Raw genomic sequence first — 12,537 nt, forward strand, 5'->3', positions numbered from 1 at the left:
TCTGACTTATGACTGCACCAATTTTAAAAATCAAGAATTTAACAACATCTTTTGCAACTCCTAACGGAATCATCAGGGCTGTGGATAATGCCAGTCTTGAGTTAGGGCAAGGAGAAACTTTAGCAGTCGTAGGTGAGTCCGGCTGCGGAAAAACGGTTCTATCCCTTTCCATCATGGGTCTTATACCAGATCCTCCTGGAAGAATCACTGAAGGACAGGTCATTTATCAAAATCAGGACTTAGTCCGAATGACTGATAAACAGATGCAAAAAATTCGCGGAAATCATCTTTCCATGATTTTTCAAGAACCCATGACTTCGCTCAACCCGGTTTTTAAAATCGGCGATCAAATCGGCGAAACTCTCAGGCTCCACAAAGGACTTGATCTACACGAAGCAGAACAAGCCGCCATAGAAGCCCTTATCCTTGTGGGCATTCCCAATCCTCAAAAACGAGTTAACAGCTTTCCACATGAACTGAGCGGAGGAATGAGGCAGCGTGTCATGATTGCTATGGCTCTTGCCTGTAATCCTGAAATACTCATTGCAGATGAACCTACCACTGCTTTAGACGTGACAATTCAAGCACAGATACTGCGGCTGCTTGATGACATGAAAAAGAAAATGAACGGCTCGATAATGCTAATCACCCATGATCTGGGAGTTGTTGCCAGAGTAGCCTCACGCGTTGCGGTCATGTACGCAGGGCAACTTGTTGAGTGCTCAAATATTTATGATTTATTCAAAGAACCGCTACATCCTTATACTCAAGGTTTACTTGCATCAGTACCTAAACTCGGCAGCCGTACGGAACTCACGCCGATTCCGGGTAATGTTCCAGCCCTGAATAATCTGCCCGAAGGATGCAGATTTCATCCCAGATGTAAATTTGCCTTTGATAAATGTAAACAACAAGAACCACAGTTAATGAGTAAAGAAGGAAGAGAAATTCGCTGCTGGCTGCATGCGTAATTTTTTTATGGTAAAAAAATGACAACTAATATTCTTGAAATAAAAAATATCAAACGACACTACCCGGTCAGCAGTGGAATTCTTTCGTTATCAAAAGCGACCATCAAAGCCGTTAATGATATTTCTCTGGAAGTAAGAAACGGCGAAACACTCGGCCTTGTAGGAGAATCAGGGTGCGGCAAGTCGACACTTGCCCGGTTGCTCACAGGATTGGAGTCTCCAGATTCAGGCACAATATTTTTCAAAGGAAAAACTTTTAAAGATTGGGATTCTTCGAAAATCGGCACCATGATGCAGATGGTTTTTCAAGACCCGTACTCTTCGCTTAATCCGCGACAGAAAGTCGGGAATATTATTTCGGAAGGAATGAGAATCAACAAAACCGGCACACGTCTGGAGATTTCTAAACGAGTTGAAGAGTTACTTGTTCAGGTTGGAATGCGCCCGGAACATGCCAAAAGATATCCTCATGAATTTTCAGGAGGACAAAGACAGCGTATTGCGATAGCACGAGCGATTGCAATGAATCCAGACCTCATAATCTGTGATGAACCAGTCTCTGCGCTTGATGTTTCCGTTCAGGCACAGGTGCTTAATTTACTCAAAAAAATTCAAACAGAATTTGCTCTAAGCTACGTGTTTATTTCACATGACTTATCGGTAGTAAGTCATATAAGCGACCGCGTAGCAGTAATGTATCTGGGCAAACTCATGGAGATTTCCCCTACCGAAGAACTTTACCATAATCCACTTCATCCATATACTCAGATACTACTTGAAGCGGTTCCAATTCCGGACCCGACCATTCAAATGGCTGATGTTTCAATTCCGGGCGATATGCCAAGCCCTATATCTCCGCCTCCGGGTTGTCCTTTTCACCCGCGCTGCCCGAAGGTTATGGATATATGCAAAGAAACTCCGCCCATGCGTAAAGAAATAAAAAAAGACCATACGGTCTTCTGCCACCTATACTAAGAGGAAAGGAGTCCAACATGATATCCAGAGATGATGCTTTTGAACTGCTGAAAAACAATACCCCTGAAGAGAATCTCATTCATCACGCACTTGAATCTGAAGCTGTGCTTAGAGCTCTTGCGGAGAGACTTGGTAAAAATCAGGAGAAATGGGCTCTTACAGGTCTTCTGCATGACCTTGATTACAGCAAAACATGCAAATTACCTGAGAATCACGGACTGGTTTCAGCAAAAATACTTGAAGAACACCTGCCCTCGGATTCAACCAAAGCGATTAGAGCACACAATTCAGAATTAAACGGGGTAAAGCCTGATACAGATCTTGATTTTGCACTGCGCTGCGGAGAAACCGTCACAGGTCTCATACACGCCAACGCTCTTATACGCCCTGAAGGCATGAAAGGCATGACACCGAAAAGCCTCAAAAAGAAAATGAAAGCAAAGGCTTTTGCTGCAAGTGTAAATCGGGATATTATAAACGAATGCGAACATATCGGTCTTGATTTGGGAGAATTTTTTACAATTTCAATTGCTGCAATTGAAAAAATTGCTCCAGAAGTAGGGCTTGAATAAATCACATCAAAAATAGATTCACGGAAAAAGGGGAAGCTTTTAAGCTTTCCCCTTTTTATATGTTATCGAAATAGTAAAAAACTATTCACTTGATTCTTCCTTTTTTCTTTCAACATCTTCATCAAAAGAAGAAATTTTCCATGGAAATGATTTTCTAGCAGTCATAACGGCAAAATTTTCAACTTCTTTTGCCCATTGACGATATTCTTCAAGCACACGCTCTCCAAGCGGCGTTAGACTGCACCCGCCACGACCTCTGGTTTTAAGTACAAGCGAGTCCCCAAGAACTTCTTCCGTATTTTTAATCCTTCCCCACGCGGCTCTATACGACATACCAAGTGCTTTTGACGCCTTATTAAGTGATCCCAACTCTTCAATTTTTTCAAGGAGCTGAGCTCGTCCTAGGCCGAAAAGCATACCTTCGTCCGTTTCCAGCCAAAGGTTAAGCCTGACTCTAGGACAAAATTCATCATCACCGGACATGTCTTTTCCTCCTAAAAAATTACAATTCATAGCCATCTATTTTTTTTTAACATAAAGTGTGACGACTGAAAACAACCCCTTGCTTTTCCTAAAACTATAACTAAGTTTAATCTCTTGGCAAAATTAAAACACCGCCTACAGAATTAAGATATATAATTATAATGGATACTTATCTTAACCTTGTACGACTACGGAGCTTCTCTACTTGATGGAAATGAACACCACCAACATGACCCACTCTCCATATAAAACTATATGGAGCCTATCATGGCCTCAAATCCTGATGATGATTTTTCATCTTATGATCGGACTTGTTGATGTGTGGGTTGCCGGTAAACTTGGCCGCGAAATTCAAGCTTCAATGGGCATGGTCAGCCAATCTCTATTCTTTTTTCTCGTCATCGGCATGGCTGTCGCGAACGGTTCTGTTGCAGCAATCAGTCAGTCCATCGGCGCAGGTCTTCTGCTCAGAGCCAAACGGTATGTCGGACTTTGCTTTCAACTCGGCGCAGTGCTCGGGTCAATAATTTTTCTTATCGGTTTTCCATTTAGAAATGGAATGTTGAGCATTCTACGAGTCCCTGAAGAAATGCGCTATGTTATGGAATATTTTATAGAAATATTTCTATACCTGCTTCCTCTTTACTACCTTCTCATCATCACAAACGCAATTTTCAGAGCGCAAAAGCAGGTTTTTCTACCACTCTACAGCATGATCATTGTAACGGTCCTTAATACTATTCTAGATCTTGGACTCGGCCTTGGAATGTGGGGCTTTCCTGATCTGGGATATAAAGGTATTGCTCTGGCAACCTTCTACTCAGTTTCAGCCGGAGCAGTCTTTAATCTCTTTCTGCTTTATAAATCAGGCTCGCTTCGTAGAAAATCATTTGCCCCGTATAGATGGGTTCGCAACGCCTTCCCTTATTTGCTGAAAGTTGCATGGCCCAGCGGACTTATGCAACTTGTCTGGCATTCCGGATATCTGATTCTTTATTCAATTACAGCCAGTCTGCCCCTTGAAAATGTTGTAGCCCTTGCGGGAATGACTGCCGGAATTAAAATTGAGTCCATTCTTTTCCTTCCTGCGTTTGCTTTTAACATGACCGCCTCAATTATCATCGGTCATTACCTCGGCGACGGCAAACCCGAAGAAGCTAAAAAATTCGGTTTTCGCATACTCTTTCTGGCAATAGCCTTTTTGAGCCTTACTGCTCTGGGATTATGGCAGTTCATCAGACCCATAACGGCAATCATTGCGCCTGAGCTGGTTGTTCTTGATGAAGCTGTAAACTATCTGTTCTTTAATATGCTGGCCATCCCGTTCACTCTCACCTCCATGATTATGGCGGGAGCGCTAAACGGAGCAGGTGCGACTCTCTACAACCTCTTTATTTTTACTTTTACAATATGGGGATTCAGACTGCCGCTTGCATATTATCTCGGACATGAAATCTTTCATTCAGCAACCGGAATATGGATAGCGATGCTGCTTTCACAAATAGTTCAAGCCTCAATAATGTTATATGTTTTTTCATGCCGTAACTGGCAAAAATTCAGTATGACTAGTAATAAGAAAAGGAATAATCATGGATAAACAATTCAGCCCGATAACTCTCTGTTGCCAAGATAAATTTGATAAAGTTTTAAAGACATGCGGTCAGCTCACATCAGATTATACTTTCGCAAATATCTGGGGATGGACAGATTACTACGGCCTTGAGCTTAACTGCTCAGACAATCTTGTGTGGGTAAGACAGACCAAGCCGGATCTTATACATTGGGCTCCTATCGGCGATTGGGAAAGTATCAATTGGGAAAAGTGTGAGATGATGAACACACCCGGAACCAGATTCACCCGCATCCCTGAAAAACTGGCTCTGCAACTGCAAGGCATCTTCGGAGACAAACTTATACTGGAAGAAAATCGTGATCACTTTGACTATGTTTATTCAGTCGAAGAATTAATAGAACTTCGTGGCAAAAAATTTCACAAAAAAAAGAATCTGCTGCATCAGTTTATCAAAAAATATGACTTCGAATATAGAGAAATTACCCCTGACTGCGTAGAAGAAGTGCTTGAAATGCAATTTGACTGGTACCGCTGGCAGGAAGAAAACAATAATTCAGCAGCACTTGTTGCGGAAAACGAAGCCATTTCAAAAGTACTTAAAGAAATGGACACCATTACACATCTCACAGGCGGAACACTTCGCATTGACGGACGTATAATAGCCTACACAATAGCTGAGCCACTGGGTAATGATACAATTGTAATTCACTTTGAAAAAGGAAACACCTATTTTAAAGGTGTATATCAGGCAATCAACCAGATGTTCCTTGAAAACTCTGCAAGTGATAAAAAATTTGTAAATCGTGAACAGGATCTTGGTGAACCGGGTCTGCGAAAAGCTAAACTTTCATACAATCCTGTTGATTTTATGAAAAAATACGAAATCACAGTTCGCTAATTTTTTCAGGTAAATTAAATGATTCTGACATCGACAAAACGTAAAAGGTTCGTAGTTCTCGGACTTGACGGACTTCCTGCGTCTCTTGCTGTTAAAATGGCGGCAAGATTGCCTAACCTTAATAGAATTGCGGGTAAAAACAAGCCGCTAACCGCTGAAACTCCGGAACTGTCACCTGTAAACTGGACGTCTTTTTTCACAGCAGCCGGACCTGAAACACACGGTGTTTACGGTTTTACGAAATTAGATAGAAGCTCTTACACGCTATCCATAAACAATTTCGACAATGTTTATGGATCTACTATTTTCGACCGCATAGGAGAAAAAGGTTTAGTCAGCAAAGTGATTAACCTTCCGAATACCTACCCTGCGCGTCCGTTAAGAGGAATGCTCATTTCCGGCTTTGTAGCGGATTCACTTGAAAAAGCTGTTTACCCGCAGTTTCTACTCGCACCGCTTAAAAAGTCAGGGTTTATCTTAGAGGCAGACACAACCAAGGGGTTGATGGACCCGCAATATCTGATAGACCAAGTAAGCAAGACACTCGAATGCAGACTTAACGCATTCGAAATGCTCTGGAACGACCTTGCGTGGGATCTGTTTGTAATAGTCTTTACAGAAACGGACAGACTCTTTCATTTCCTCTATCCGGCGTTTGAAGACACTAATCACCCTTTGCACAATGTTTGTATGAATTTCATGATTAAATGGGACGCAGCAATCGGACGGGTTCTTGATAAATTTGATACTCTCCCCGGCGATAAAAAGCTGATATCTTTTGCCGACCACGGATTCACATCTCTTAAAACCGAGGTTGACCTCAATGCGTTCCTCATTCAAAAGGGACTTCTAAGCCTTAAGCACATTCCCTCTGACCAATGGGATTCAACCGCCATCAGTGATGAAAGCAAAGCTTTTGCACTTGATCCCGGCAGAATATATATCCATACAGCAGAGAAATTCGACAGAGGGCAAGTGAGCAGGCACGAAGTTAAATCCATAGCTGAAAATATAGCTTTTGATCTTATGAAATTGGAATTTAACGGTCAGCAGGTTATGGAATCAGTTCAAACAACCACTGAACTTTACGGCGAAACCGCCATCGGCAATCCACCGGATTTAATTTGCACAGCAAAACCCGGATTTGACCTTAAAGCTAAATTCGACCGTAAAGATATTTTTGGATTCTTCGGAAGAACCGGTACTCATACCCGCGGGGATGCTTTTTTTTACAGCTCAGACGGAGAACAAGCCGACTTAATGCGCGACACAGGTAAAATGATCCTGAACTGGTTCAATATTTCCCCTTCCCCAGCACCCCATGCCCGTCGGAGACAAAAAAATGATCGATTTCAAAAAAGAACTTAATCCAGCGCAATATGAAGCAGCCACGAACCCTCAAGGTCCGGTACTTGTTATTGCCGGAGCAGGCAGCGGAAAGACCAGAACTATTGTCTACAGACTTGCATGGCTTGTCGAACAAGGAATCCCGCCTGAATCAATCCTGCTGATGACCTTCACCCGCAAAGCCGCTCAGGAAATGCTGACCAGAACTGAACAAATTCTGGGCAGACCTCTGCATGGAACCAATGGCGGAACTTTTCATTCATTCGCTTTTTCTATTCTGCGGCAGAACAGCGCCGAAATAGGCTTTCCAAACGGTTTTACGCTCATGGACCGTGGCGACTGTGAAGATGTCATACGGGAAGTTAAAAGCAACTTCGGATTCGGCCAGAAAGATCGTTCCTACCCAAAAAAAGCTACCCTGCTGGATATGGTGACCAAATCCAGAAACAAAGAAGTCTCCATAGATTTCCTGCTTAATTCTGAGGCATTCCACCTCGCTTGCTACGGACAGGAAATGGAACAGATTTCAGATGGTTATGCCATCTACAAAAAACAGCACGGTTTGATGGATTATGACGATCTCCTCTTTTATCTTGAAGAGTTGCTTTCAAAAGACGAGTTCCTCAGAAATTCATTACGCAGCCGCTTCCAATATATCATGGTGGACGAATATCAGGACACTAACCTTGTGCAGGCCCGTATTGTACAACATCTGGCCGGTAAAAACGGCAATGTAATGGCTGTCGGCGATGATGCGCAATCCATCTATTCTTTCAGAGGCGCTGATGTCACCAACATCCTTAAATTTCCTGAAATTTTTAATGACGTAAAAATAGTTCGCCTTGAACAAAATTACCGATCAACTCAACCGATACTCGATATTACCAACGCAATTCTGGATGGCGCTGCAAATAAATTTGATAAAAAACTGTTCACTGAAAAAACATGGGGCAAAAAGCCGCAGTTGATGATTCCGCTAAGTGATTTCAGCCAGTCTACAAGAATTCTGGACCGTATTATCGAATTACAGAAAAAACACGGTCCCGAAGAAGTCGCTGTTCTTTTCAGAGCGGGATATCAGAGTTACGGGCTGGAAGTTGCACTCAAAAGGTTAGGTGTAGGCTATAAAAAATATGGCGGTCTTAAATTTAACGAAGCCGCACATATTAAGGATGTTCTTTCCTTTTTGCGTCTTGTTTCTAATCCTGCTGATATTATTGCTTGGCAACGCTGCCTCGGTCACATCAAAGGGGTCGGTCCTAAAACAGCTCAAAAAATTGCGAATACCGTCATTTCCGGCGATATAAACGCTATCAACAAATACACTCAAAAATACTCCCTGCTTAAAGATATTCTTGCTGATATCGACGGATTGCGAGAAAAAAGATCATCCCCTGCAACGTCCCTTGAAGTTGTTATTCCTCTTTATACACCGATACTTGTTGCAACTTATCCTGACGATTATCCAAGACGTGAAGCGGGACTTGATCAGCTTTTACAAATTGCAAACAACTATACAGATCTCGATAGTTTTCTTGCTGACATGTGTCTTGATCCTGATCAGCATCGTGAAGAAGCTGCACAGGAAAATGTTCTTACGCTTTCAACCATTCACTCGGCAAAAGGACTTGAATGGAACGCCGTAATCATAATAGATCTGGTGGAAGACAGATTCCCTTCCCGCAAATCAATGCACAAACCTCTTGAATATGAAGAGGAACGCAGACTGCTGTACGTTGCCTGCACCCGCGCAAAAGAAGAACTTATTCTATCGGCCCCGGCATCACTTTACCGTAAAAATTCTGACTTCAATGAACCAGCGGTCCCGAGTCCTTTTATACGGGAACTTGATAATTACTTGTTTGACGAATTGCATGAATCATATTCCGGCGGAATGAATAAACAGCGGATTGCGGCTGTCCCGTCTTTTGACACAAAACCCCGTAGTACGGATTCTATCGAAAACAAAAAAAACAGTTCCGCACAAAAACTAGGCCATTGCACACATAAGATTTTCGGACGCGGTAAAATTATCGATAAAGTTGATCCTAATAAACTTAAGATTAATTTCCCGGGATTCGGAGTTAAGGTAATCGTAGAAGACTTCGTTGAGCTTCTGTAGGTAAAAAAATGAAAAATTTAAACTCCGAACAAGATTTCCTAGCACTCATAGACACTTACTTTCCGTCCATAAACGGACACGTAACTTTAGGCAGAGGTGACGACTGCTCCATTTTACGGACAAACAAAGAACTCTGTATAAGTAAGGATCTTTTCCTTGAAGATGTGCATTTCCGGCGCTCATACTTCTCGCCTGCAGACATCGGATACAAATCGCTTGCCGTAAACATCAGTGACATTGCAGCAATGGGCGGAGTTCCAAAAGGTTTTGCCCTAGGCCTTATCGTTCCTCCGGAACTGGATGAAAGTTACTGGGACTCACTCCTGAAAGAAATGGCTAAACTTGCAAACAGACACAGACTTATCCTTGCCGGAGGAGATTTGTGCAAAGGTACATCGCTTGGCATATCCGTAACGGTCTGGGGTGAGCCATTTCAGAACCCGAAACAAAATTCAGGCTCTAAGGGTAAATTTTTAACCCGTGGTAATGCAAAGCCGGGAGACATACTTTTCATACACGGCTCATTGGGGCTTGCGCGCACCGGAATGCTCCTGTTGGAAAAAGATGAACCGTGCAGCCGCGACACCTTCCCAAAGAGCGTACAGGCTCATTTACGGCCTCAAACACGAATAGAAATAGGTAACACTCTTTCAACATTCCCATCCGTAACAGGACTGATGGATTTATCTGACGGACTGGCACGGGATCTGCCACGTTTTATTAATTGCTGCGAAACAGCATTCGGAGCTGAAATATCTTTACCTGAAGATCTTCTTCACAGTGAAGTTATACGATTTGCCAAAACAAACGGAATTCCACCCGAAGAACATGCTTTTCAAGGCGGTGAAGATTACGCCCTTTTCGGAGCCGCATCCGCTGATGGATTTGATGAGCTGATAAATACAGTAGAAGGAATTGTCCCGATCGGAGTGCTTACTGATAGATCTGAAATTTTACTCAACGGCAAAAAATATTCAGAAAAAGGATTTGATCATTTTTCAGGTTAGTTGCAAGATTTAAAATCTTGATAATTTTGCCGCCTGGAGGGCTCTTAAGGAGAAAAAATGGATACTGATCTAAAAATAATAGGTTTTATAAAGTCAGAATTTAAAAAAAGAGAAGATACACCTAAACAAGGTGATGAAGGTGGCGTTGAAGCTGTCCTTCACATCAAAGAAGAATTTTCCGAAGCTATGGACGGACTGAAACCGGGCATGGAAATTTTATTGCTTTCATGGCTGCATGAAGGCGATCGAAACTATTTGAGAGTTCATCCACGCGGAAACAAAGCAACCCCTATGAGGGGAGTTTTTTCTACACGCTCACCTGACCGTCCAAATCCGATAGGACTCCATCCTGTCACCATAAAAAGCGTAAATGGACTTGAAATCAGAGTTTATCCGCTTGAAGCTATAGACGGAACGCCTCTTCTGGATATAAAGAACGCATAAGAAGCAATCGAAAAAAGCACGCAAAAAAACGGAAGAGAAATTTTCACTACTCTTCCCACGGGGTCGTCAATAAAGACCGACCCCGCGTGGGGAATATTTCAGCGATAAAATAACCGCTAAAACCAACCTACTATAATTTAGCGGGGACGATAAGTAATTCTACCGCGAGTCAAATCGTATGGAGAAAGTTCAACTGTAACTTTATCGCCAGGCATTACTCTAATACGGAATTTGCGCATTTTTCCAGAAATATGAGCCAAGACTACGTGGCCGTTTTCAAGCTCAACTCTGAACATAGCATTAGGGAGAGCTTCCTCAACGGTTCCATTAACTGCAATTCCTTCTTCTTTTGCCAAAATAATTTCTCGATTTTTTAAATTTAAATTAGAAAAGCCTACTAACGCTTAAGCGACAGCAGGCTTTATTTTTGATATTCCCGATGATCGGAAATTTTGTAACAAGACTGTCTTCAGGTATAATTTGGAATTGATGAAACTAAAAAATCTCACCAGCCCAAAGGGGCTTTATACCAAAACGGAACGAATTACCAGCGTTTTGGACGCTCCTCCCGTGGGCGGGCCTCATTTACTTTAAGATTACGTCCACCAAAATCTTTTCCATCAAGTGATTCTATTGCCTGCAAAGCACCCTGATCATCCATTTCAACAAAACAGAACCCACGCGGACGTCCTGTTTCGCGATCTGTTATCAAGTTGACAGAAATAACTTCACCAAACTCTTCAAAAGCTGATTTAATGTCTTCCTCGGAAGCACTCCAAGGAAGATTACCCACGTAAATGTTTTTAGACATTTCTCAAAACTCCATAAAACGTTGCATCTTTTAACACTAGACCAGACAGCCGTTCCCGATTCATTTTGCTCGATCCGACCCTTAGATTTTGGCTTTGGAACCTACCAAGCCATGAAATCAATTCAACTAAATACCTATAAAAACGATCTATGATATTACGCTGAAATCTGGCATCCTAATTAGCCCCTTATAATCTTCTACAAAAAAAAGCAATAGCCTGCACAAAAAAGATGAACACGTCATCCTTTCCATGCAGGCTATATATAAATAAACTTAAAGAACTAGACTATTTCTTGAGCCAGCTCATCATCTTACGAAGATCAGTTCCGACTGTTTCAACCTGATGCTCTGCATTCAGACGACGCATTGCATTGAAATGAGCCTTTCCGGACATATTTTCAACGATAAATTCTTTAGCGAACTCACCCTGCTGAATTTCCTTGAGGATTTTCTTCATTTCTTTACGGCTTTCAGCATTGATAACTCTAGGTCCGCGAGTCAAATCGCCATATTCAGCAGTATCACTGATTGACGCACGCATGTTAGAAAGACCGCCTTCATAAATGAGGTCGATGGTCAATTTAAGTTCATGCAAACATTCGAAGTATGCAATTTCAGGCTGATATCCGGCTTCAACCAAAGTTTCAAAGCCAGCCTTGATAAGTTCGCTTACACCTCCGCAAAGAACAGCCTGCTCACCGAAAAGGTCGGTTTCAGTTTCTTCACGGAAGTTTGTTTCAATAACACCGGAACGAGTTGCTCCGATACCCTTTGCGTAAGCAAGAGCGATCTCAAAAGCATTACCGCATACATTCTGGTAAACTGCAGCAATAGCCGGAACAGCTCCACCTTCAGTGTATGTGCGGCGCACAAGATGACCTGGTCCTTTTGGAGCAATCATGATTACATCATTGTCTGCATTAGGAACAATCTGGTCAAAATGGATATTGAAACCATGACCAAAAGCAAGAATATCACCGGACTTAAGGTTCGGAAGAATCTCACTTTTATAAATAGCTGCCTGAACCTGATCAGGTAGGAGAATCATAATTAGGTCTGCAGCGGCAGTAGCTTCAGCTGCGCTTACAGGCTCAAAGCCATGTTCTTTTGCGAGGTCGTAGTTAGGACCTCCGGGACGCTGACCGACAACAACCTTAACACCTGAATCACGTAGATTCTGAGCGTGAGCATGGCCCTGGCTACCATAACCGATGATGGCTACAGTTTTGTCTTTCAAAAGTCCTAAATCTGCATCATTTTCGTAATAAACTTTCATTGAATTCTCCTGATTTTCACTTTCAATCGGACACGAAACCATAACAGTTTCCCGGCAA

General features: G+C 42.4%; 13 protein-coding genes. 9 read left to right on the forward strand and 4 right to left on the reverse strand.

The genetic code is table 11. The features are described from left to right. The first annotated feature begins 8 nt into the window (after nt 1–8). Genes JEY82_RS04570 through JEY82_RS04580 form a run of 3 tightly spaced genes read left to right on the forward strand, consistent with a single transcriptional unit; the run spans nt 9 to nt 2,518 of the window. Nucleotides 9–971: an ABC transporter ATP-binding protein gene (locus tag JEY82_RS04570; protein WP_304083061.1), complete on the forward strand. Its 963-nt coding sequence runs from the start codon at nt 9–11 to the stop codon at nt 969–971. 18 nt (nt 972–989) lie between these two features. Continuing rightward, nucleotides 990–1,946, forward strand: a complete 957-nt coding sequence (locus tag JEY82_RS04575; protein WP_304083063.1) for an ABC transporter ATP-binding protein — start codon at nt 990–992, stop codon at nt 1,944–1,946. Nucleotides 1,947–1,963: 17 nt separating this feature from the next. Continuing rightward, nucleotides 1,964–2,518, forward strand: coding sequence for an HDIG domain-containing metalloprotein (locus JEY82_RS04580; protein ID WP_304083065.1), 555 nt, complete (start codon nt 1,964–1,966; stop codon nt 2,516–2,518). Between the two features lie 81 nt (nt 2,519–2,599). Here JEY82_RS04580 and JEY82_RS04585 read toward each other — a convergent pair whose 3' ends face one another. Then, entirely contained in the window at nt 2,600–3,001 is a 402-nt protein-coding gene (locus tag JEY82_RS04585) for a winged helix-turn-helix domain-containing protein (protein WP_092161042.1), read from the reverse strand. Nucleotides 3,002–3,209: 208 nt separating this feature from the next. On the opposite strand from JEY82_RS04585, the gene JEY82_RS04590 reads away from it, so the two are divergent. From JEY82_RS04590 to tsaA, 6 genes are read left to right on the forward strand one after another with little or no spacing between them, the layout of a single operon-like run. Continuing rightward, a complete protein-coding gene (locus JEY82_RS04590; RefSeq protein ID WP_304083070.1) occupies nt 3,210–4,598 on the forward strand; it encodes an MATE family efflux transporter in 1,389 nt (462 codons plus the stop codon). Then, nucleotides 4,591–5,472 carry a DUF2156 domain-containing protein gene (locus tag JEY82_RS04595; RefSeq protein WP_304083073.1) on the forward strand — a complete coding sequence of 294 codons (882 nt, stop codon included), beginning with the start codon at nt 4,591–4,593 and terminating at the stop codon, nt 5,470–5,472. Before JEY82_RS04590 ends, JEY82_RS04595 begins: the two co-directional genes overlap by 8 nt. An 18-nt stretch (nt 5,473–5,490) precedes the next feature. Next, nucleotides 5,491–6,840: an alkaline phosphatase family protein gene (locus JEY82_RS04600; RefSeq protein ID WP_304083076.1), complete on the forward strand. Its 1,350-nt coding sequence runs from the start codon at nt 5,491–5,493 to the stop codon at nt 6,838–6,840. Further along, a complete protein-coding gene (locus JEY82_RS04605; RefSeq protein WP_304083080.1) occupies nt 6,815–8,941 on the forward strand; it encodes an ATP-dependent helicase in 2,127 nt (708 codons plus the stop codon). The genes JEY82_RS04600 and JEY82_RS04605 overlap by 26 nt, the downstream gene beginning before the upstream one ends. Nucleotides 8,942–8,949: 8 nt before the next feature. After that, entirely contained in the window at nt 8,950–9,948 is a 999-nt protein-coding gene (gene thiL / locus JEY82_RS04610) for a thiamine-phosphate kinase (RefSeq protein WP_304083082.1), read from the forward strand. Between the two features lie 57 nt (nt 9,949–10,005). After that, nucleotides 10,006–10,392, forward strand: coding sequence for a tRNA (N6-threonylcarbamoyladenosine(37)-N6)-methyltransferase TrmO (gene tsaA / locus JEY82_RS04615; RefSeq protein ID WP_304083084.1), 387 nt, complete (start codon nt 10,006–10,008; stop codon nt 10,390–10,392). 137 nt (nt 10,393–10,529) lie between these two features. Here tsaA and infA read toward each other — a convergent pair whose 3' ends face one another. From infA to ilvC, 3 genes are all read right to left on the reverse strand, one after another. Then, nucleotides 10,530–10,748 carry a translation initiation factor IF-1 gene (infA, locus tag JEY82_RS04620; RefSeq protein ID WP_015337399.1) on the reverse strand — a complete coding sequence of 73 codons (219 nt, stop codon included), beginning with the start codon at nt 10,746–10,748 and terminating at the stop codon, nt 10,530–10,532. 188 nt (nt 10,749–10,936) lie between these two features. Then, entirely contained in the window at nt 10,937–11,203 is a 267-nt protein-coding gene (locus JEY82_RS04625) for an RNA-binding protein (protein WP_304083091.1), read from the reverse strand. Nucleotides 11,204–11,489: 286 nt separating this feature from the next. Further along, the gene (ilvC, locus tag JEY82_RS04630; protein WP_304083094.1) at nt 11,490–12,479 is read right to left on the reverse strand and encodes a ketol-acid reductoisomerase; all 990 of its coding nucleotides are present in this window, start codon (nt 12,477–12,479) and stop codon (nt 11,490–11,492) included. Between the last annotated feature and the right edge of the window lie 58 nt (nt 12,480–12,537).

Source organism: Maridesulfovibrio ferrireducens (assembly GCF_016342405.1).
GTDB classification, from domain to species: domain Bacteria; phylum Desulfobacterota; class Desulfovibrionia; order Desulfovibrionales; family Desulfovibrionaceae; genus Maridesulfovibrio; species Maridesulfovibrio ferrireducens_A.

Coding starts and splice junctions, on each gene's coding strand:
- JEY82_RS04570 (WP_304083061.1), top strand. CDS start 9: ATGACTGCACCAATTTTAAAAATCAAGAATTTAACAACATCTTTTGCA.
- JEY82_RS04575 (WP_304083063.1), top strand. CDS start 990: ATGACAACTAATATTCTTGAAATAAAAAATATCAAACGACACTACCCG.
- JEY82_RS04580 (WP_304083065.1), top strand. CDS start 1,964: ATGATATCCAGAGATGATGCTTTTGAACTGCTGAAAAACAATACCCCT.
- JEY82_RS04585 (WP_092161042.1), bottom strand. CDS start 3,001: ATGTCCGGTGATGATGAATTTTGTCCTAGAGTCAGGCTTAACCTTTGG.
- JEY82_RS04590 (WP_304083070.1), top strand. CDS start 3,210: ATGGAAATGAACACCACCAACATGACCCACTCTCCATATAAAACTATA.
- JEY82_RS04595 (WP_304083073.1), top strand. CDS start 4,591: ATGGATAAACAATTCAGCCCGATAACTCTCTGTTGCCAAGATAAATTT.
- JEY82_RS04600 (WP_304083076.1), top strand. CDS start 5,491: ATGATTCTGACATCGACAAAACGTAAAAGGTTCGTAGTTCTCGGACTT.
- JEY82_RS04605 (WP_304083080.1), top strand. CDS start 6,815: ATGATCGATTTCAAAAAAGAACTTAATCCAGCGCAATATGAAGCAGCC.
- thiL (WP_304083082.1), top strand. CDS start 8,950: ATGAAAAATTTAAACTCCGAACAAGATTTCCTAGCACTCATAGACACT.
- tsaA (WP_304083084.1), top strand. CDS start 10,006: ATGGATACTGATCTAAAAATAATAGGTTTTATAAAGTCAGAATTTAAA.
- JEY82_RS04625 (WP_304083091.1), bottom strand. CDS start 11,203: ATGTCTAAAAACATTTACGTGGGTAATCTTCCTTGGAGTGCTTCCGAG.
- ilvC (WP_304083094.1), bottom strand. CDS start 12,479: ATGAAAGTTTATTACGAAAATGATGCAGATTTAGGACTTTTGAAAGAC.